Source organism: Shewanella sp. SM87, assembly GCF_025653705.1.
GTDB lineage: Bacteria > Pseudomonadota > Gammaproteobacteria > Enterobacterales > Shewanellaceae > Shewanella > Shewanella oncorhynchi.
Genome location: NZ_JAKKSC010000009.1, coordinates 33,425 through 56,081, shown reverse-complemented (window position 1 = coordinate 56,081; position 22,657 = coordinate 33,425). Strand labels below are relative to the sequence as shown.

11 protein-coding genes are annotated in these 22,657 nt (G+C 46.8%); 6 read left to right on the top strand and 5 right to left on the bottom strand.

Translation table 11 applies throughout. From position 1 onward, the window contains the following. The first annotated feature begins 32 nt into the window (after positions 1–32). The 4 genes from recC to L5M11_RS09140 all read left to right on the top strand — a co-directional run bounded on the left by recC (position 33) and on the right by L5M11_RS09140 (position 10,328). Entirely contained in the window at positions 33–3,833 is a 3,801-nt protein-coding gene (gene recC / locus L5M11_RS09155) for an exodeoxyribonuclease V subunit gamma (protein WP_263191918.1), read from the top strand. After that, on the top strand, positions 3,830–7,627 hold the full coding sequence (gene recB / locus L5M11_RS09150) for an exodeoxyribonuclease V subunit beta (RefSeq protein WP_263191916.1): 3,798 nt from the start codon (positions 3,830–3,832) through the stop codon (positions 7,625–7,627). Before recC ends, recB begins: the two co-directional genes overlap by 4 nt. After that, entirely contained in the window at positions 7,624–9,837 is a 2,214-nt protein-coding gene (recD, locus tag L5M11_RS09145) for an exodeoxyribonuclease V subunit alpha (RefSeq protein WP_263191915.1), read from the top strand. Before recB ends, recD begins: the two co-directional genes overlap by 4 nt. A 95-nt stretch (positions 9,838–9,932) precedes the next feature. Then, complete coding sequence (locus L5M11_RS09140) at positions 9,933–10,328, top strand: hypothetical protein (protein WP_217363085.1); 396 nt, start codon at positions 9,933–9,935, stop codon at positions 10,326–10,328. A 168-nt stretch (positions 10,329–10,496) separates the two neighbouring features. On the opposite strand, the gene L5M11_RS09135 is transcribed toward L5M11_RS09140, so the two are convergent. After that, the gene (locus L5M11_RS09135; protein ID WP_263191913.1) at positions 10,497–10,967 is read right to left on the bottom strand and encodes a GNAT family N-acetyltransferase; all 471 of its coding nucleotides are present in this window, start codon (positions 10,965–10,967) and stop codon (positions 10,497–10,499) included. A 321-nt stretch (positions 10,968–11,288) separates the two neighbouring features. Between L5M11_RS09135 and L5M11_RS09130 the strand changes: the two genes are divergently transcribed. Further along, entirely contained in the window at positions 11,289–12,302 is a 1,014-nt protein-coding gene (locus tag L5M11_RS09130) for a D-alanine--D-alanine ligase (RefSeq protein WP_168825124.1), read from the top strand. 212 nt (positions 12,303–12,514) lie between these two features. Here L5M11_RS09130 and L5M11_RS09125 read toward each other — a convergent pair whose 3' ends face one another. From L5M11_RS09125 to L5M11_RS09110, 4 genes are all read right to left on the bottom strand, one after another. Then, positions 12,515–14,779: an EAL domain-containing protein gene (locus L5M11_RS09125; protein WP_263191912.1), complete on the bottom strand. Its 2,265-nt coding sequence runs from the start codon at positions 14,777–14,779 to the stop codon at positions 12,515–12,517. 148 nt (positions 14,780–14,927) lie between these two features. Further along, positions 14,928–16,142 (bottom strand): RsmB/NOP family class I SAM-dependent RNA methyltransferase, encoded by a 1,215-nt coding sequence (locus tag L5M11_RS09120; protein ID WP_263191911.1) that lies wholly within the window; start codon positions 16,140–16,142, stop codon positions 14,928–14,930. 143 nt (positions 16,143–16,285) lie between these two features. Continuing rightward, positions 16,286–17,557 (bottom strand): sugar MFS transporter, encoded by a 1,272-nt coding sequence (locus tag L5M11_RS09115; RefSeq protein ID WP_105252429.1) that lies wholly within the window; start codon positions 17,555–17,557, stop codon positions 16,286–16,288. A gap of 141 nt (positions 17,558–17,698) precedes the next feature. Then, the gene (locus tag L5M11_RS09110) at positions 17,699–19,321 is read right to left on the bottom strand and encodes an alpha-glucosidase (RefSeq protein ID WP_263191910.1); all 1,623 of its coding nucleotides are present in this window, start codon (positions 19,319–19,321) and stop codon (positions 17,699–17,701) included. A gap of 495 nt (positions 19,322–19,816) precedes the next feature. On the opposite strand from L5M11_RS09110, the gene L5M11_RS09105 reads away from it, so the two are divergent. Beyond that, a complete protein-coding gene (locus L5M11_RS09105; RefSeq protein ID WP_263185560.1) occupies positions 19,817–22,636 on the top strand; it encodes a TonB-dependent receptor in 2,820 nt (939 codons plus the stop codon). Positions 22,637–22,657 lie beyond the last annotated feature (21 nt).

Genomic DNA, 22,657 nt, shown 5'->3' with positions numbered 1-22,657 from the left:
AATTGTTTTATTGTCACCATGCCGAGTTGCACATGCTAAAGTTAATCCAGTCCAATCAGATGGAAGTGCTCTGCGCCCATTTAGCCGCTTTCCTGACCCAACCCCTTGCTTTCGCACGTCTACTGAGTAACGAGCATATTCTGGTGCAGAGTCCCGGCATGTCGACTTGGCTACGCCTCGAAATCGCCAAACAGAATGGAATTGCTGCCGCACTGGAATTCCCGCTGCCATCGAGCTTTACCTGGCAGTTGTGCCATGACTTATTGCCCAATGTGCCCAAGGATAACGCCTTCACTAAAGCGGCGATGACGTGGAAGCTGATGCAACTCTTACCGCGCATGTTGCAAAATGACGCCTTTGGGCCGTTGAGACACTATCTAAGTCATCAGCAATCCAGCACAAATGCCGCCAACACGAGTGAACATCTCAACGCCAGTAACCTGACAGCTGACGATATTAAGCTGTACCAACTCTGTGGCCGCATCGCCGATATCTTCGACCAATACTTAGTGTATCGCCCCGATTGGATTTTAGCGTGGGAGCAAAACGAGCATCCCGAGTCACTCACCAAGCCGCTGAATGAAGACCAACGCTGGCAACCCATTTTATGGCGCGCACTGATTGCCTTTAACCGTGATGAGCTTAATCAAAGCCATTACCACAGAGCCAATCTGCACAGCGACTTGATTGCCGCACTGAATAATCCCGACACGTCACTCGCCAAATTGCCACAGCGCTTATTTGTGTTTGGCATTTCCTCGATGGCGCCGCAAACCCTTGAAGTGCTTTACCATCTGGCAGGCCGTATCGATGTGATAGTGCTTGGCTTAAGCCCGTGTCAGCACTATTGGGGGGATATTGTGGATCCCCGTAATCGTGCCCGCATGGCGGTGCAATATGCGGGTAAACGCCAATTAGCCGAACTGTGGGAAGATAAACTCGAAGTGGGCAATCCGCTGCTTGCCAATAACGGCAAGATGGGCCGTGAATTACTCGATATGCTGCTTGAGCTCCCCGCCGAACACTGCGACTTTGGCGACGATGTGTATTGTGAACCCTGTGACGATCCCAACTTGCCACACAGTAACGCCAGCATGCTCCACGGCGTGCAATACGATATTTTAGAGATGCAAACCTTAGACAGAGTACTAGGTCCTGATGCCGAGCTGTACCAAAATGTCGAGAACAGACGCCTGCTTAAGCGCGACGATGAATCCATTCGAGTCAAGAGTTGTCACAGCCCACTGCGGGAAGTCGAAACACTGCACGATCACTTGCTTGAGTTACTCAGCAATAATGTCGACCTGACACCCAAAGACATAGTGGTCATGATGCCCGATGTCGCCGCCTACGCACCCTATATYGATGCCGTCTTCTCGGCGAAGCAAGGCCTGCATTACATTCCCTACGCCATTGCCGATCGCGGCGCAGCGCAGGAATCACCGCTCATCAATAGCTTTTTAAATTTACTTGGAATTAATCAAAGTCGTTTTGGTCTGACCGATATTTTGAGCATACTCGAAGTGCCCGCCATTTTGCGCCGTTTCCAGCTCGATGACGATGAATTGCAACTGATCCGCCGCTGGTTAGATGAAGCGGGCGTGCGCTGGGGCCGCGATGAACAAAGCCGCCTTAAACAAGGTGTGCCAGCGTTTGAGCAAAACTCGTGGGCCTTTGGTATTAAAAGGCTGATTTTAGGTTACGCCTTGAGTGACGATGCGCCGCTCTATCAAGACCATCTTGTCGTCACTGGCATCGAAGGCCAATCGGCGCAGGCGTTAGGTAAGCTACTCAATTTTATTGAAGTACTCGATGAAACGGCGCAAATACTCGCCCTGCCGCAAGTGGGCGCCCTGCGTTTAGCGGAATTAACTGAGCTACTAGATGCCTTCTACGACACAGATGAAGACGAACGCGAACAATTACAGGAAATCCGCGATGCCATTGCCGCCCTAGAGCAAGAGTTACTGTCAGCGGGCAGGCCCTTAGATACAAGAACGTTGGATACAAACCCGTTAGCGCCGCTAGCCCAAGAGAACATAAGCGGACTGAGCCTCAGTATTGAAGTGCTGCAACAGTGGTTTAATCAACGCTTAACCGAATCTCGGGTCGGCCAGCGTTATCTTGCGGGGAGCGTGAACTTTTGTACCTTAATGCCGATGCGCTCGATTCCTTTTAAGGTCGTGTGTTTACTCGGCATGAACGATGGGGTTTATCCTAGGGTTCAACATCCCGTCGGCTTTGATTTAATGGCGCATTTCGGTGCCCGTAAAGGCGATCGCTCCCGCCGCCTCGATGACAGATATTTGTTTTTAGAAGCCTTATTGTCGGCGCGGGAACAACTGTATATCAGCTATATTGGCCGCAGCGAACGGGATAACTCTGAACGTATCGCCTCTATGCTCGTCTCTGAGCTGATTGAATATTGTCAGCTGTGCTATTTGCCTGAAGCCCTATTGATTCAATCGCAAAACGCTTCAAGCCCCATAGACCCAGAGGATGCCGAAAAAGCCCTCTATAACGCAATTGTCAGCCACCAGCCACTGCAACCCTTCGATCCTAAGTTGTATCAAGCCGCAGTAAAAAGTGATGACAAAAATGGCTCAAACATAGATGGCTCAGGCAGAACCCCAAATAACTCGGGCATAGGCCAAAGTTACAGCCTGCAATGGTGTCCACCCAATACGGACACTGCTGGCACACATGCGGGCCGCTTTATCGGCGTGCAAACTCGCATCATGCTCGACGCGGATGAACAAGACTCAGTGCCAGATACAGAGGCACAGCCAGCTTCTGAGCACGAACAACAGCAAAGTAAGAAAGTGGATGTGTCAGCCCTGATCCGTTTCTTTCGAAATCCAGCGCAGTACTTCTTCAACCGAACGCTTAAAGTCGACCTTAGTCTTAATATTCAGGCCGATGATAATGACGAGCCCTTTAGCTTGAATGCCCTAGAGCGCTATATTTTACAGGCCAAGTTACTCGACGATGCCATAGGCCAAGGCCTAACTGAGCCCGATATTAAACTGATTAAACGCCTCAAAGCCAGTGGCACTTTGCCCATGCAGCCCTTCGATGATTTGCTACTGCGCCAATATCAGCATGATATTAAACCTTTGATTGGCAGAACCTTGTTCCTCAAGGGAGAACAAGCCAGCAGCCATGCGGATATTAAACTCGTGTTTGACTTGCCCATCACGGCAGGTAAATCCCAGCAAGTGTTACTGCAAGGCCGTATCGATGATATTAGCCCTAAGGGGTTAGTGAATTACCGTCCTGGTAGCGCCCACGGTCGCGATGTGCTGAGGTTGTACCTTCGCCACCTGTGTTTAATGGCAATGGGCCACACACATGCAAGCTATCTACTCGACATGGGGCACTTCCACGCCTTGGCTCCAATCACTGCTGAGCACGCCCATGCGTTACTGGCCGATTTGTTGGTGTTGTTTTACCAAGGCCAACAACACCCACAGTGTTTTATGCCGCGCACGTCACTGGCCTACGTCAGCTGCGAGGGTGAACACGATGAGCGTTTGCAGCAAGCGTTACCCGAATGGTTAGATGAGCAGAGTCAATTGGGTGAAGGGAACGAACCCCATTACCAGCGATTATTCTGTTTCCCGCGGGATTTCTCTGAGAATAGCTTTGGCGCATTAGCCGAGCGCATCTATCGCCCTATGGTGAGTTTATATCTCAAAGACACGCTGGCTCAGCTTGAGGAATTTGCGCTCAACGATGGCATGAGCCAAGGCCCTGCTAATGAACACGCGACTGACACACAAGCTCTCGCACCACATTTGAACCGCAATAGCGCACAGGGAGAGCAAGCATGAGTGAACAGATGCCGTTGAACACGCAAGCCTTACATTCAGCACCACAAGCGCTTGATCCTCTCACTCTGCCCTTTGGCGGTAGTCGTCTTATTGAGGCCAGCGCTGGTACAGGTAAAACTTACACGATTTCAGGTCTTTACTTACGCCTATTGCTTGGTGATGGCATTCCTGCGCCGCTCACCTGCGAACAAATTCTCGTAGTAACTTTCACCAATGCGGCCACCGAAGAGCTAAGGGATCGTATTCGCCGCCGTATTCAAGTCGCCTTTAAGTGCTTCTTAGGGCTAACGATTGCCGATCCCTTTGTGCAGGCGTTGTATGACAACACCCCAGAGAGTGAACGCGCCATTGCCCTGAGGCGTTTCGATCTCGCCCTTAAATCCCTCGACGAAGCAGCAATTTTTACCATCCACGGTTTCTGTCAGCGAATTTTATCGGATCTCGCCTTTGAGTCTTCCTTGCTGTTCGAATCGGACTTTACCTTGGACGACAGCGAATTTTTGCACCATGCGGTGCGGGATTTTTGGCGTGAGGCCTGTTATCCGCTGCCCGATTACTTAGCGCAAATCATTGCCAAGGAATTTGGCGAGCCCGATGGTTTAGTCAAACAGTTGCGACCGCTCCTTGGCGCCAGTCAAGCAAAGCCTTTGAAACCCGCGCTTAAGTTTGATGCCTTAGCCCTGTCACTACGCCAAAGTTTAGAGCGCTTTAAATTAGCTTGGCCAAGGGGACGCGATGGCTTATTGGCATTGCTGCACAGTTTGCCACTCAACGGCACCCGCTTTGGCAAAGCAACGGATAAGTACCCCAAGCTCGCCGCCATGTTCGATGCGCTGGATAACTGGCTCGCCTTCGGTCATGGGTTACCGCCGCTGAAAGAGTTAGAAGCCTTATCGTTGTCTGAGTTAAAACTCAACAAGGGCGGCGTGATCCCAAGTGTGAGTGAAGCACCGCTGATGGATCATATGGAGCAACTCGCCACATTGATTGCCGCCATTAAACCAGCATTTTTATATAGCGCGAAACTCGGCATAAGCGAGCGATTTGCCCAGCAAAAACAACAAAAAAATGTGCTGACCCCAGATGACTTACTCACGACATTAGCGAGCGCGTTAAACGCCAATAATGAAACCTTGCCCAAAGCCGTGGCAACACGCTTTCCCGTCGCGCTTATTGATGAATTCCAAGATACCGATCCGCTGCAATTTGCGATCTTCTCTGGCATCTACCAAGACCGCTACTCGTTTGAGCAGCAAGGCAAAAACGATACAGAAAATAAGCTCAGCCTGTTGATGATTGGCGATCCTAAGCAAGCCATTTATGCCTTTCGCGGCGCCGATATCCATACCTATATTGAGGCCCGTCATCATACGCAGGCCCACTATCATCTGGATACCAACTACCGCTCAAGCGCAAACATGGTCGCTGGGGTTAACCATCTGTTTAGCCAGCATCACGATCCTTTTATCAGTCAGTCGATCCCCTTTGATAGCGTGAAAACGCCCAGCAGTGCTAAAGGGAAAATCCTCACTGAAAAAACCGCCAATCCAGCCGCCTTAAGATTAAGACTCTTAAGCGAAAGTGCAGAAAACGGCCTCAATAAAACCACGGCAAGACACTTGCTCGCCGAAGACGCGGCGGCACAAATTACCCGTTTACTGACAGATGCGGCCAATGGCGAATGCCACAGCCCTAAAGGGCCTTTGATCGCCAAAGACATCGCCATCTTAGTGCGGGATCGCAACGAAGCGGCAGTGATGAAAACCGCATTAAGTAAACGCCACATAGGCGCGGTGTTTTTAAGTCGCGACAGTGTGTTCGATACCCTTGAAGCGCGGGAAATGGCGTTAATTTTGCGATCTCTAGCGAACCCTAAAGATGAACGGGCACTGCGCAGCGCCCTAGCCACGGCATTATTGGGCTATAGCGCCGAGCAAATCCATGCCTTTAACCAAGATGAAGAGCACAGACAGCTGTTATTAGAGCAATTTTTTAACTTGCACCAAGTGTGGCAGAAACGCGGCATCATGCCCGCGCTACTCAGCCTTGCCAATAGCACTAAACTGATTGACCGTTTACTGCACACCGCCAGTGCAGAGGTCGATGCTCAAGAGCAAGATGCCACAAACGGTGAGCGTCGCCTGACGGATTTTCGCCACCTTGCCGAGCTATTACAACAAAAAGCCACCGAACTTGATGGTATGAGTGCCCTACTCAATTGGTATGAACAGCAACTGATTGATAACACAGGCACCGATGAACAGCAGCTACGCCTTGAGAGCGAGCAGAATCTAGTACAGATCGTCACTATCCATAAGAGTAAGGGTCTTGAGTATCCCGTATGTTTTGTGCCCTTTGTCAGCCTAGCCCGCGACAATCGCCGCCGCCCTACGCCTATGCTGTACCACAGAACCAACGATGCAGGTGAGCAAGAGCTCGTGTGGGATATCGAAGGCACGGATGAGGGTTGGGAGCGCGCAAAACAAGAAACCTTGGCCGAAGACTTGCGCCTTTTGTATGTGGCGCTCACTCGCCCTGTGTATTTGTGTTACTTGTATATCGCCAACCACAGTCGTCAGCTTAAAAATGGTCTTAAAAGTCAGCTGCATGAAACCGCTATCGGCTATCTATTGGGCATAGGCGACTCAGAATGTGACTTTGCCCGTATCTGCAATGCTGCGCAGCAGCTCGCCCAAGATGTGGAAGCCATAAGTCTTGATAAGGTGCCCGATGACATAGACGAGCGGCCATTGCCCTCAAGCCAAGACATAGCGCAAATACTTAGCGCGAAAACTTTAACCCGCCAATACAGCACGCCGTGGCGAGTCGGCAGTTATTCAGGCCTAGTTAAAAATACCAGCCATGGTAAAGCCGCGCCGGGTGCCGACGATGAAATATTAGGTACGCTTGAATACACGGCTGTGCAAACACTCTCTATTCCTGATGAGGCAAGTCATGATCTGCAGGATGACATGCTCAATCGCTTTAACTTTGAGCGCGGCGCCAATGCCGGTAGCTTTATGCATTTAGTGTTAGAAGAGATTAATTTTACGCAGGCAGAAATCGACTTACCGCTGCAATTGCCTAAAGCCATGCTGCAATATGGTATCGCGCCCGAGTGGCAAACAGTATTACATACTTGGTATTTGGATGTGCTGCATGCACCGCTCTGCGCGATACCGCACGCCTTAGAGTCGCAGGTCACTAGCCATGTAAGAGCCGTAAGCGCCGTCAAACCTGAACATCCTGATTTGTGCTTAGCCAAGTTATCGCCGCAGAATACCTTAGTCGAAATGGAGTTTTATTTACCCTTAAGCGAACTTAAAGATACTGAGCTCAATGCGCTACTGCAGCAATTTGGCTATGAGTCGACACTTAAGTTTGATGATCTCAAGGGCATGCTCAAAGGCTTTATCGATTTAACCTTTGAATACCAAGGTCAATATTATATCGCCGACTATAAGTCGAATCATTTAGGCGACAACATCAATGCCTATCATCAGAGCGCGCTGCAAAGCGCAATAACCGATCACAGGTACGATTTGCAGTACATTCTCTATTCATTGGCGCTACACAGGTATTTGAGTTTACGCCTGCCAAGTTATGACTACGACAGCCACATAGGCGGTTGTTATTACTTGTTCTTACGGGGAATGTCGGCTCAATATCCCGGCTATGGTATTTATTACGACAAGCCGCCGAAGGCACTTATTCTCGCGCTAGATTCACTTTTTAATGACAATTTATTTCACAGCAAATTGGCTCGTGCAATCGATACAGGAGTCACGGCATGATGCGCTCAACTCAAGGGCTAAATGCACATTCACTCACAGCGGCGAAATGGATAGACCATGGCGCAATTCAGCTTACAGCGCCGCTGCCAGAGCTGTTAAAACAGTGGGAGCAAGAACGACTGCTCACACCGCTCGATCGGCATTTCGCACTCGAAATGAGTCTCTTACATCCAAGCGACAGCCAACAACCCTTATTTATTTTGCTATGTGCGCTATTAAGCCAGCAATTATCTTCACAGCACAGTTGCCTAGTGCTCGCCCATATTGTGCCACTTAATCCCATGGCCGAACAAAATAGCCATTGTAAAATCACCTTAAGCCTCGAAGCGCTCACTGAGACCTTACAAACCTTTGATGCCGTCGGCCAAGCGGGCAGTAACAAACCGCTTATTTTTGATAATGGCAGACTCTATTTACAACGTTATCATCAATTTGAAACCTCAGTAGCCGCTGCTTTAATTCGCTTGTCCGGAAGCGTATCTAAGCACTTATCTGAAGAAGCAAGCCACCAAGAGCAAACTCAAACTGCTAAGTTGAGGTCACTGCTAGATCAACTGTTCCCTGCCAATGTGCTCGCGCCCCATGCACTCACTACCAATGTACTCACTAAAAGTGAAGACACAGCACCTATTGATTGGCAAAAGGTCGCCACGGCCACAGCGTTGGGTAAAAAACTGTCGGTGATCACTGGCGGCCCAGGGACGGGCAAAACCACCACTGTAACTAAACTTTTGTTATTGCTACAAATGGAATCACAGCAGGAAATCCGTTTAGTCGCGCCAACGGGAAAAGCGGCGGCTCGCTTAAGCGAATCAATCAAAGCCTCAAAAGCGCGTCTGGCGAAGGAACTCAGCGCCCATGCTAATGTTATTGATGAAGCTCGCAATAGAAATAGCCAAGACTTTTTAACGGCTCTGAGACGTATTCCAGAGGAAGCTTCAACCTTACACAGACTGCTTGGGGTGATCCCCAATTCGCCGCACTTTCGCCACCATCAAGGTAATCCGCTTAGGCTCGACTTATTGATTGTCGACGAAGCCTCTATGGTCGATTTGCCCATGATGTATAAATTGCTGAGCGCATTGCCTGAGCACGCCAGTTTGATTTTACTCGGCGATCAAGACCAACTCGCTTCGGTTGAGGCTGGCGCTGTGCTCGCCGATATTTGTGCGGGCCTTAAAATACCAGTAGATCCCAATAACCTTGCTCAGAACAACATAGCGTCAAACAGCCCTGCTCTGTGGCAAATGCGCTATTCCAAGGAACAAGCCGAGCGTCTGAGTGCTTTAACGGGTTTTGAGTTAACGCCCTATATCAGCGACGCCCCTAAGCTTGGCGATAGCTTATGTATGCTAATGCACAGCCACAGATTTAAAGGCGATGCAGGGATTGGACTGCTCGCCAGTGCCGTCAATCGCGCAGATCTTCAAGGTATTTTGCAGGTATGGCAACAGGGACCTGCAGAATTGAGCTGGTTAGAACACAGTATGGTCGTAAGCCAAACCCAAGCCAAAGTGAGCGAGCCTGCTAATAATATGGGACTCAATTTACTGCTGGAGCAAGCCTGCCAGCAATATGGCGCTTATCTCGGTGCCTTGAATAGCCATGCAAGTAACAATGATGCAAGTAATAGTGATGTAGGCACACGTCCAAGCACAGCAGACATCATTGAACGCTTTAACCAGTACCGTATTCTATGTGCTATGCGCTCGGGCGATTATGGGGTTGAAGGCATAAATCAGTATGTGACTCAAGCACTGGCCAATGCCAAGCTGATTAAACCGCTACAGGAGTTTTATCTGGGTCGGCCAATTATCATCCAAAGCAATGACTATAACTTAGGCCTGTTTAACGGTGATATCGGATTGATTTTGCAGGATGAAGATAAACCCGAACGTTTAATGGCGCACTTCATCAAGGCCGATGGCAGCCTGTTAAAAGTCTTGCCAGCCCGTTTGCCCAGCCATGAAACCTGTTATGCCATGACAGTACACAAAAGCCAAGGCAGCGAATTTAGCCGTGTGGCCTTAGTGCTGCCACCGAGCCCCAGCCTAGCCCAATGGCAACTGCTGACTAAAGAGTTGGTCTACACCGCCATCACCCGCGCTAAAGTCCACTTTACCTGCTTAGGCACCCAGCACGTATTCGAGCGGGCCAGTAGCCAAGCAACCCAACGCGCATCGGGTCTTGCCGACCGCCTTTGGGGGTGAATGAAGCTTTGTGGTCAATGGGGAACACTTTAGGAACTACATTTTAAGATATGACTTTTAGATTTACTCTAACCATGAAACTAAGGATTTAAACATTGATTAAAAAGGACATTATTACACTTAAGGATCTACAAGCCGTTATTGCCTTGTTTGACGCCATAGCACCAGATGCCGCTTTACCTAAGCGTTATTATGAAAAAACCCGCTATATCCAGTGGTCAGAATTTAAAGACATGCAGGTATATGCACTCGACTTTGAGCCCTATTTAACGATTAGCCAGCGTTGTAATATGACGTATTTTGGCATACATCAAAGTACGCGACGTTTATACCTAGCACACTGTAATGATGCTGGCCACGCACCGCGCTGGGAAGCGAGACCAGTGACCTTAGCGCAACTGATGGATGTCGAGTTAATGGTGAATTTACATAAAAATCATGCCTATAACTTAGGGCTAAACATCTGTTTTGATCTGAACTATTTACTCTGATCTTTTGTATTAATGTACAAATTCGGATGACTGAATATCGGTGGTGGGCCAAGCAATATCAATTGCTAAAATCAATCAATTTGAAATTATCAATGTCACCCGCAACGTTTTTCCGGTACCCGAAGGCACAAGGACAACGGATCTGATTATGCTCGCTCGAGCCAAGAATTAGCCGTTTGGTTCGCTCAACACTAAGCTGTAGCTAAAGGATGTTTTGGTAAACCCTATACTTTCATAGTATTGCTGTGTGGCAATGCGCTGCATCGATGTAGTGAGTTCGAGTAACTGGCAATTCTCTTGCTTTCCCCTTTCTTTCGCAAAGGCGATCAACTGAGAGCCAACGCCCTGACCCCGCATGTCGGCATCCACCACAATTGCGGTTATACGACAGATACGACTCAAGGCGGGGAAATAATCAAAGAACATTAAGGCCATCACAGCGACAACTTGTAGGTCACCCTGCGCATTATGTTGCTCATACACCAGTAATTCATCACTGCGGCGCAGAGAATCATGCTGATATTGGCTTAACGTCTGGGCTAAAGCGGCATGGGACAAAGAATAACCGAGTTGCTCAAGTAATACCTGCACACTATCTGTATCCTGTAAGCGGGCTAACCGAATGTTTTTATTCACCATGAGATACCATGTTGTAATCTGCCTAAAGTCAATGTCACTCGTACTGGGTTGCACAGTTTAGATGACGGTGACGAAGCAATAGTCCAACGACATTGCCATCTCACGCCACAAAAATCAAAATAAACCCGACAAAGGCACAACCCCATATTTGCAATGCGATGTAATGCGTTAAAATTCACCACTTAATAGCCATCAGTCAGCAAAACCTTGCACTCATAGGGGCAAGAAAACTAAGATGACAGCGGCTGTACTATAGGATGATATTCGTATTGCCACAGGCCGATGTCATCCGATTTTGCTCACTTTGAGGAATCACTCACAATGTCTAAGATCAACCTGCTTTTGCTGTGCGGCGGCGGAAGTGCCGAACACGATATTTCACTCATGTCGGCCAATTATTTTGAAACCTCACTGGCAAAATCCGAGCAGTTTTGTGTATTGCGTGTCGAACTGGATAAATTTGGTCAATACCGCACCGCTGCGGGTGATGATTGTGAACTGACCAATAGCCGCGAAATTCGCTTCCGCGATGAGAGCAAAGCCCCATGGCCGGTCGATTACGTCATTCCCTGCATCCATGGCTATCCCGGCGAAACAGGTGACATTCAATCCTATTTTAACCTGATCCAACTGCCCTATTTTGGCTGTGAATCCGAGGCTAGCAGTAACTGCTTTAATAAGATCACCGCTAAAATGTGGTTCTCGGCCTTAGGTATTCCCAATACCCCGTATATTTTTCTAAACCAATTCGATGATGCAGCAATAGAGCAAACCCAAGCCGCATTAGCACTATGGGGATCCATCTTCGTCAAAGCGGCCTCACAGGGTTCCTCTGTTGGTTGTTATAAAGTCGATGACAGCGATAAAGTCGCTGGCGTGCTTAAAGATGCTTTCGGCTATGCGCCCTATGTTATCGTTGAAAAAACCATTAAAGCCCGTGAGTTAGAAGTCGCAGTATACGAGTACAACGGTGAAGTGGTGGCGACAGTACCAGGTGAAATCATCTGTGATACCAACACCTTCTACACCTTCGATGAGAAATACGCCAAAAACAGTAAAGCACGCACCGATGTGGTGGCACAGCATGTGTCAGCTGAGATCAGTGAACAAATCCGCGCCTATGCAATCAAGGCATTTAAAGGCATGAAATTGCGTCACCTGTCGCGCATCGACTTTTTCTTAACCGCGGACAATGAAATTTTACTAAATGAAATCAATACCTTCCCAGGTTCTACGCCGATTTCTATGTTCCCCAAAATGCTGCAAAATCACGGTCATGACTTTACTGAATACTTGAGTCTAGTGATTAACAGCCAGATAACCGCTAAATCTTAGCGCTCACCCATCTGACTCAATGTGAACGCAGAGACTCAGTGCAACACCTGTTTTCAGTAATAAAAAGAGCGCCTCGGCGCTCTTTTTATTTATTATGTTTCAATGTGTTATATCTAAAACTTGAATTATTACCTTACATCTAAACCCAATATTAAAATCAGACTGTCACTGATTAAGCCGCCCTCACATCTAATCTAGGTCAAACATCAAGGTCAAACGTCAAAACCCTTATGCAGCTCAGCTTGCTTTGCCAACAGGGCAAAGAATGCAGCTTTGGGCATAGGCTTATAAAATAAATAGCCTTGAATTTCTTGAATATGATTCGCCATTACAAATTTAAGCTGGGACTCAGTTTCTACCCCTTCTGCCGTCACAGTTAAATCTAACGCATGGCTTAAACGCACTATGGCCTCCACCAACGCTTCGTGACGTTTGCCTTCATCTAATCTGTCGATAAAGCTCTTATCGATTTTAATTTGATCGATAGGGAAATTAGCTAAATAAGATAGAGATGAGTAACCCGTCCCAAAATCATCTAAGGAAATTTTAATCCCTTTAACTCGCAAACTATTAAGTACATCAATAAGATACGTATATTGCTTCATCAATAAAGATTCAGTGATCTCAAGGGTTAATCTGTCATAGGGGAAATCTGTCACCTCAAGTTGCTCAGTAATCGCAGCAAAGGACTCCACAAAGGCATCTTGTAGTTCATGGGACCAAAACTCAAAGGTCGAGACATTCACGGATAAATTAATGGGCCAATTTCGCTCCTGCATCTCTAAAATAGTCTGCATAGCACCAAGGCGAACATCTCGACCAATATCAACGATTAAACCACTGTTTTCAGCGATGGGAATAAATTCATCGGGTGGAATAAACGTTCCCTCATGCTGCCAGCGCAGCAGCACTTCAGCACGGACAATCAGGCCAGTGGTCGCATTGACTATAGGTTGGTAATAAAGCTCGAAGGTATGCTGATCTAATGCCTGCTTAAGCTGATTATGAAGGCTAGCAACACGCTCGGCATTTAGCTGCATTTGTTCAGTAAAAAAATGATATCGATTGCGACCATTTGCCTTAGAAATATACATGGCCTGATCGGCACAATTTAACAACTGTTCAAGATCGAGGGCATCTTCAGGAAAACGTGCAATCCCTATACTTACCGAGCTATAAACGCCTTTTCCATCGGCTAGCACATAATGTTTTGCCACATTTTTGTTAATTGTATCTGCAATTTGTGCCAATTCTTTCTGGTTAACAACCCCAGGTAATAGCAAGGCAAACTCATCCCCTCCTAAGCGTGCAAACACCATAGTGTCATCGACACACTCGCTGATCTGTTTAACCACTTGCACTAACAGTGCATCACCTTTGTCATGGCCATGAGTGTCGTTGACTTGCTTAAAGTTATCTAAATCCATCAACATAAAACTAAAGCCGGGAGTCAAACTGTCGGAAGTAATTAACGCTTGGATCTGCTTGAATAACGCATTGCGGTTAGCAAGTCCGGTAAGAGAGTCATTATTGGCCTGATACTTAATCAGCTGCGCCGCTTTCTTACGTTCACTAATGTCTGAAAATAGCCATGCAAAACAGGGGTGCTGACCATTGGACTCTCCGAAGGTTGTGACGATAAGGTCAAGATAAAACTCCTCACCATTTCCCCTAAGACCCACCAACTCGCCCTGCCACATTCTGTCCTGAGCTAAATGCTCAAATAACCCCACTAATTCGTTAGATTGGGATGATGCTAAAAAAATCTTAGGGTGAAAGTTAGCGATATCAGTATCTTGAGGGATAACTATATGTCTGAAAGCGAGATTAGCATAGAGAACTGCATCGTCAGAATTGGAAATAACCAGAGCAAGGGGTAACCGGTCAAAAATTTTCACAGCTAAATGCTGAAACTCCATTGCACGACTGCGTTCAATGGCTAAACTCGCCAGTCTTGCCGCCTCTGAAATGAGTTCTAAATCCTGCTCTGTTGGGGACTTTATCGTATCATAATACATGGCAAATGTGCCTAGCACTTTACCATGAGTATCTTTGATAGGTTCTGACCAGCAAGATTTAAGACCTGCACGTAATGGCAGTTCTTTATAATTAACCCAGTAAGGATGTTGGGCAATATCTTCAACGATGACACGCTGCGCATAATAGGCTGCCGTGCCACAAGAACCCACATTGGGGCCAATTTCGACACCATTAATGGCTTGATTGTAACTGTCGGGTAAATTGGGGGCGGCACCTAATAACAGACGTTTACCGTCAGCACTGAGCAGTAACACAGACCCTCTGGTTCCTACTTTTTGAGCTTCGATTTTTAAGACTAAGGCGTGCAAAATTTCATGTAGCGGTGCGCCATTGAGCAGCATAGAAAGAATACTGCTATAACAAGCTATGCTGACATTGTGGGCGAGTTTAACGTCTGCATGATCGAGCAGATCTGGAAGATTAACGCCGTACGCCATAATTTCCTTAAGAGCAAAGTTGCAATATAAATACTGATTAACAATGTTAAATATTTATAACTTATAAGAAATTCTAGGCACTAATGTTAATTAAGTAAACCCTTTACCTGCGCGGTAAAAGGTTTACTTTAGTCTAAAAAGCAATGCTTTATTCTTGAATACGTTCAAGTTTGGCAAGGTAAAAGCCATCAAAGCCGCTATCGGCTGGGCTGATACTTTCATCCTCAATCAGGCGAAAGTTGGGGTTCTCGGCTAAAAACGCATCCACTTGACCGCGGTTCTCGCAAGGGAAGATAGAACAAGTCGCATAGACGACTATGCCACCGACTTTGACCATGCGGCTGTAACTGCTCAAAATGTGTTTTTGCAGTTCCATTAACACGGGTAAACGCTCTACGGTATCACGCCATTTTGCATCGGGATTACGCTTTAATACACCCAAACCAGAGCAAGGCACATCAAGCAATACCCTATCGGCACTGAGCTTTAAGCGTTTAATGGTTTTACTGCTGGCGATAACACGGGTTTCGACATTGTGTGCCCCATTACGACGGGCACGCTCTTTGAGTTTGTCAAGTTTCCATTGCTCCACATCCATGGCCAACAAGCGTCCTTTACCCTGCATTTGCGCAGCTATGTGTAAGGTTTTACCGCCCGCGCCTGCGCAAGCATCAATCACTTTCATGCCTGGCTTGGCATCAAGCGCCGCAGCTACGCGCTGAGAGCCCGCATCCTGCTGCTCGAATAAGCCATCTTTAAAGCTTTGGGTACGGAACAAGGCTGAATCGGAGGTCACTTCAAGGGCGGAATCAACCCCATCAACACAGAGCGTGCTCACAAACTCGGCAGCAAGCTTAGCGGCCAGTTCATCACGATTCACCTTAAGGCCGTTAGCGCGTAAAAAACGTTTCGGCGCAGTACTTAACGCGGCGCGCTCTTTTTCCCAAGACTCACCTAGTTGCTCACGGCCCATAACATCGAGCCACTCAGGGCAACCGTCCCACAACACCGGCTTAGTTTTCGCTTGCTCGGTGCGCTCAGCTAAACGCACCTCATCAACTTGCAGCGAATATTGCATTTTAGGCAGTTCAAGCCCGTGGAATAAATGCCAGGCATTAAGCAATTTAGAGCCAAAACGCTCCATCTCATCTGGACTAATTTCCGCCAGATAACAATATAAATTTAAACGACGTAGGATATCACCCGTCGTTAATGCGATACGCGCCTGCTCGGCGGGTACCAATTGCAACCCAGAAAAATGCTGAGAATAGGCCCGATCTAAGGGTTTTCCTTGGCTCAGCACCATAGTTAAGATACTGATCACTAATTCGTTCGAGCTGGCAGAAAGCGGAGAATTCAACATTTAAAAGGTCACCATGAATGATAAAACCGGAGGATCATAGGAGGTCAGGCCCTAATACGCAAGCGTGCTGGCGCCGAGTTAAGGTTAAAGCCATAAAAAAAGCGATCCTAAGATCGCTTTTTTGCCACAGTCAGTTTAACCCATTACATTTTTGAGCCTTTAGCCCCATAGAACAGGATAAACCCATAACAAATCACAGGCAGAATAAAGGCGAGCTGAACGCCAAGATTATCCGCTAACATGCCTTGGAATAAAGGTAAAATCGCGCCGCCCACAATCGCCAAACACAGAATGCCACTGCCCTGTGAAGTGTGTGGACCTAAATCACGAAGCGCTAAGCTGAAGATCGTTGGGAACATAATCGAGTTAAATAACCCCACCCCAAGGATTGCCCACATGGCAATGCTGCCACTGGTTGTCATCGCTGCAACCACAAGTAGCGCCGCCATAAAAGCATTAAATGCAAGCACTGAGCCTGCTGGTACTTTTTGCATCACCACAGAGCCAATGAAACGTCCCACCATAGCGCCGCCCCAATAATAGGCGATGTAATGGGCGGCTTCGGCTTCTGGCATACCCGCTATATGGCTTTCACCTAAGAAGCTAACTAAAAAGCTACCGATAGACACTTCTGCGCCGACATACACGAAAATACCCACAGCACCGAGCACTAAGTGCTTGCTTTGTAAGGCACTGGTTTTACCTAGATGGGTCTGAACTTCACCTTGAACACTTTCATCATGCTCACGGATCACAGGTAAATCTAACTTCGCAAAAATCAGCGCTAAAATTGCCAAGGCGCCAGAAAGTAACAGGTATGGCAGTTTAACTACTTCTGCTTCAGCACTCGCTTGGGCTAAATCGCCAGATACTGAACTGGCAACAGAAAGAATTAACATAGCACCAAAAAACGGCGCGACCGTTGTGCCTAAGGCGTTGAACGCTTGCGTTAAATTCAAACGACTCGACGCAGTTTCGCGACTGCCTAAGGCATTGACATAAGGATTGGCTGCCACTTGCAGGATTGTGATGCCGGATGCCAAAACAAATAATGCACCGAGGAACAAGTTGTAAGTAGCGAGGGCCGCCGCAGGATAAAACAGCGCACAACCAATACTTGCAATCACGAGACCAGAAACAATTCCCTTTTGATAACCCAGTTTTTTCACTAAGTTACCCGCAGGGATTGAGACTAGAAAATAAGCACCGAAGAAACAAAACTGGATCAACATGGCTTGAGTATAATTCAGTGAAAACACCGCTTTAAGATGCGGGATCAGAATATCGTTCAAGCAAGTAATGAAACCCCACATAAAAAACAGTGAAGTCAATGAGATCAAGGCAAAACGATAACTGCCCGACCCATTTTCGCCAGTGCTGCTCGTGTAGCTACCGGTATTAATTGATGACGCCATAGTTATTCTCTCTGTATGTTTTTATTATCAGGAACTAATTAAGGTTACATTCCCCATGGTGCCCGTGGGCGGGTTTATATCGAACTGTGGGCTTGGGATCCCGTATCTATAACACTTCAACCGAATAAAAATGAATCATTTTCACTTTAACACTGCATAAAAGCTGGTAAATGCCGAAAACTTCAGCTGATTGTGTTCTATTTGTGCGGTTTTAAGGCCGTGTCCCGTCAGCGACTCACTGATTTCAAATGCAGAGAAATCAAACTCGACCTCGGTATCACCTAAATTGAATCCCACGAACACTTTTATATCGCCTAAGGTGCGAACAAAGGCCAAAATGGGCTCCTTTGTATCAACAAATTTAATATCACCTTCAACTAACACCGGGTGTAACTTACGCCAAGCCAGAAAACGTCGATAACCGTTGAGCATGGAATCAGCATCAGATTCTTGTACATCCACAGCTAACGCTTGGTGCGCAGGTGCAATTGGCAGCCAAGGAGAAACATCACTAAAACCACTAAAGTCAGCGCCTTGCTGCCACGGCATTGGCGTACGGCAACCATCACGCCCCTTAAACATAGGCCAAAATGTTTTGCCAAAGGGATCTTGCAGCTCATGATATTCAATTGGCGCCTCGGTTAGACCGAGTTCTTCACCTTGATAACTACATATACTGCCGCGCAGCGAACTTAGCATGGCATTGAGCATTTTGACCATGTCTGAATTTTGCTTACCTTGCCCCCAACGACTCGCTACGCGCTGCACATCATGATTGCCGATAGCCCAACATGGCCAGCCATCACCTATGCTCGCTTCCAAAGCCTCTACGGTTTGGCGAATATAACTTGCGCTGTAATCATCAGTCAGCAGCTCAAAACTGTAGGCCATATGCAGGCGATCTTCGCCCTTAGTGTAGGCAGCCATTACAGCCAAAGAATCTTCGGCAGAGACTTCGCCTAAGGTCACCGCTCCTGGATAGCAATTGATGAGCTTTCGTAAATCTTCAATAAAAGCGATGGTTTGCGGACGGTCATTATTGTAGTAATGGTATTGATATGCGTAAGGGTTATCTTCACTGAAACCACGGCCCTGACGTTTATCCTTAGGTTTTGCCGGATTATCCCTGAGCAGTTCATCGTGATAACAAAAGGTAATGGCATCTAAGCGGAAGCCATCTACCCCCTTTTTAAGCCAAAATTCAACGTTATCCAGCACAGCTTGGCGCACTTCGGGATGATGGAAATTAATATCGGGCTGACTACGCAGGAAGTTATGTAAATAGTATTGCTGTCTGCGCGGTTCCCACTCCCAAGCACAACCGCCAAAAATCGCGAGCCAGTTGTTAGGCGCTGTACCGTCTTCCTTAGGATCGGCCCACACATACCAATCCGCCTTGGGATTCGTACGGTTTTCGCGGCTCTCGATAAACCACGCATGTTGGTCCGAGGTATGACTTAATACTTGATCAATAATGACCTTAATGCCTAAGCCGTGAGCTTTTTCAATCAATTCATCGAAATCATGCATAGTGCCAAAAAGATGGTCAACTTCGCGGTAATCACTGATGTCGTAGCCAAAATCTGCCATAGGAGATTTAAAGAAAGGTGAAATCCAGATGGCATCGACATTGAGACTCGCAATGTAATCCAGCTTTATGATAATGCCGCGTAAATCCCCGACGCCGTCACCATTAGTATCTAAAAGGCTACGCGGATAAATTTGGTAAATCACAGCACCACGCCACCACGTTAACTCACTCATTGTTGCCCCTTTATCATTATTCTACAGCGAACTTTCCCTAACACACTCAAGCAAACAGTTATCGTTTTGTTACTGCAGAGTAAAGTCATCGCGGCTTATTTTGTGTTACCGAGCATACGTGAAGAGGGAAATAAGGTTCAATACACCTGCATACGTATGCAGAAGATGCAGCCAATAGTCACATGGCATCACAATGAAATTTACTTTTTAGTAACAGTCACTTGATTACAAAATAAAATCATTTTATTCCCTGAGTTCACCCTCTATCACAGTCTATTCTTAACTCTGCTAGGCATTGAATACGTATGCACTCTGTTGTTCAGCTAAGAAACTCGGGAGTAGTATCTTCACCGTTGCATAACAATTTGGTCATAAACGCAGCACTTATGCAGTCAATTAAGCGCCCATATACCAAAAAAAGGCCGCAAACATAACGCGGTGATAACGATAAAACGCTCTACAAAGCGATAAAGCGACTCCAAGGGGAAGAGAGATATGATGCGATTTAAACCCAGTTTGCTAACCTTAGCGCTCATCGCCGCAGGTGCCAGTATGCACTCCTATGCGGCAGATGAAGTGACCACAGATAAGGAAGCAAAAGCAAAAGAAGCTGCTATTGAGGTTATTGAAGTTAAAGGCTTTAGAACCAGTGTAATCAAATCACTAAATGATAAACGCTTTGGAGATACCGTCTCTGAATCGATTTCGGCAGATGATCTTGGCGCCCTTCCCGATCAGTCAATCGCTGATGCACTGACTCGCTTACCAGGCGTGACCGCAGTGCGCACTGGTGGACAAGCAAGCGGCCTCAATATTCGAGGTCTTGATGGTGATTTCGTCTTTGCAACACTTAATGGACACGAACAAGTGACAACGGGCGGTAAACGCGCGATTGAGTTTGACCAATATCCATCCGAATTAATTAGTCAAGCCGCCGTCTATAAAACACCAAAAGCCTCGCTGATTGAAGGTGGCGTCGCTGGTACGGTAGAATTAAAAACCGCAGATCCCTTAAAAAGCGACAAAGACCAATCATTTAATATCAATGCTCGCGGCAGTTTTAATGACAGAGCGGATGAGATTTCCGATGCCGATCAATATGGCAACCGTCTTAGCTTTGCCTATCAAGGCAAATTCCTTGAAGATACACTCGGTGTGGCACTAGGCTATGCCCATTTGTACCAACCTTATGTTGCCAGTCAATTCATTGGTTTACGTTTCAACGACGATAAAAAAGATGTCAATGGCGACGGTGCTGCCGAATCAATCAGTGAAGGTTTTGAGTTACAGCAAAAAGGCGGTGATGATACACGTGATGGTTATATGGCGGCTATCCATTGGCAACCAACAGACAATCTCAGTGTAAAAAGTGATTTATTCCATTCAAAATTCACTTCCGAAAACTTTGCCCGAGGCTTTCGCGTTAAGTCATTAAAAAACGGTACTATTAGTGATGCGGTTGTCGAAAATGGTTCTATGACAGGCGGAACGGTATCAACTGATGGTACTGATAACTTTGCCGTTTTTGTTATCAATGATAACGACTCAAAATATTCAGAACTGACATCAGGCTCAGTCAATATTGAGTGGAACAATGGCGGCGCATTAACTGTCGCAGGTGATGTGAGCTATTCAAAAGCCGATGGTGAGTTCGTCAACGGCGGTACTCGTGCCGTTTTATATGATGATATAGGTAATGAAGTACGCTCAGCCGAATCAATTAATTATCAACTACATGGTTTAAGCCCAGCCGATGTCAGTTTTTCAAACGACTATACCAATACCGCGACCTTGGGTTTAAAAGAAGTGGGTATGTGGCCATACGATCAACAAAATGATCTTGTCGCCTACAAGTTAGACTTTAACTATGCATTAGATTCTGGTTTCTTAACTTCAGTTGATTTTGGTCTGCGCTACTCAGAACGTGAATTCAACGCCCAGCGCTCTCAAGCAGGCTACGGCTTCGAATTTGACACTAACCCCGCCAATCAACCAGTGTTGGTGTTAAATGATGACATGACAAATATAGTCAATTTCGGTGGTGAACTTTCAGGCTACCCCAGCTTCCTATCGATCGATTTCGACAAGGCTGTGGAGCTGGTCAACAATCAATTGGCAGCGACGGGTCAAGGCCCATTTAATCCGACGGCTAACTGGTCGGATAACTGGACCATGATCCAAAGCGGTGCCGTTAATGAAGATATACTGGCAGGATATGTACAGGGCAATCTAGAGTTTGATCTGGGTGATGTCAAAGTAACAGGTAACCTAGGGCTGCGAGTGGTTCACACGGATCAGAACAGCACAGGTCTGCAACAAATCGGCTTCGGTTTGGGCGAGCCTATCGCGGACGAAAAGGGTGTTATCAGCACTGACTATATCCGCAATGAAATCGGTCAGACCTACACAGACTACTTACCATCACTCAACCTCAACTTCCACTTGACGTCAAATGATCAACTGCGTTTCGCCGCAGCCTCTGTGATGGCTCGTCCACCGATCAATAAGCTGAAGTCAGGACGAGGCAACTGGTATTCCGACGAAAACAAAGGCTATAAGACATACAATGCCTGGGGTAACACCAGCCCTTTGCTTGATCCTTTCTATGCCGATCAATTCGATCTGTCTTACGAGCATTATTTCGAAGACAGTGAAGGCGCCGTGGTGATAGCTCTGTTCTATAAAGACATCAAGTCTTTCATCAACGATTTCACTATCACTGAATTTGATTTTGAATCTGAAGGTTTTATTGTCCCAGATACAGTAGTTGATAATGGCGTCACTTATCCTGTTAATAAAAATTTGGGTCAATATCAAACTGCAATCAACAACGACAATGGCGGCTACATTCGTGGTGTTGAGTTAGGTTATACCCAAATATTTGATTTCTTGCCCTCGCCACTCAGCGGTCTTGGCTTCACTGGCAGCTACTCGTATTCAGACAGTGAAGTGGAATTTACCACAGATTTAAGTGGTTCAAACTTAACCATTCCATTACCAGGTTTATCAGAAAGCGTACTCAACACCACCTTGTTCTATACTCTGGATGGTTTCGATACTCGCGTAAGCATGAGATATCGTAGTAGCTATGTTTCAGAACAAGTGGCAGTTGAATCACAACTCGCCTTCTTCGATGCCGAAACGATTGTGGATTATCAAGCTTCATACGCACTGGAGAATGGACTTAAGTTCTTATTCCAAATTAATAACTTAACTGATGAACCGAACAAAACCTATTTTGGTGAAGAACATCAAACAGGAACAATCCAATACTTCGGTAGACAGTACTTCCTAGGGTTAAGTTACTCTTTATAAACTACCCCAAATAAAGCCTGC

Coding starts and splice junctions, on each gene's coding strand:
- recB (WP_263191916.1), top strand. CDS start 3,830: ATGAGTGAACAGATGCCGTTGAACACGCAAGCCTTACATTCAGCACCA.
- recD (WP_263191915.1), top strand. CDS start 7,624: ATGATGCGCTCAACTCAAGGGCTAAATGCACATTCACTCACAGCGGCG.
- L5M11_RS09135 (WP_263191913.1), bottom strand. CDS start 10,967: ATGGTGAATAAAAACATTCGGTTAGCCCGCTTACAGGATACAGATAGT.
- L5M11_RS09130 (WP_168825124.1), top strand. CDS start 11,289: ATGTCTAAGATCAACCTGCTTTTGCTGTGCGGCGGCGGAAGTGCCGAA.
- L5M11_RS09125 (WP_263191912.1), bottom strand. CDS start 14,779: ATGGCGTACGGCGTTAATCTTCCAGATCTGCTCGATCATGCAGACGTT.
- L5M11_RS09120 (WP_263191911.1), bottom strand. CDS start 16,142: ATGTTGAATTCTCCGCTTTCTGCCAGCTCGAACGAATTAGTGATCAGT.
- L5M11_RS09115 (WP_105252429.1), bottom strand. CDS start 17,557: ATGGCGTCATCAATTAATACCGGTAGCTACACGAGCAGCACTGGCGAA.
- L5M11_RS09110 (WP_263191910.1), bottom strand. CDS start 19,321: ATGAGTGAGTTAACGTGGTGGCGTGGTGCTGTGATTTACCAAATTTAT.
- L5M11_RS09105 (WP_263185560.1), top strand. CDS start 19,817: ATGATGCGATTTAAACCCAGTTTGCTAACCTTAGCGCTCATCGCCGCA.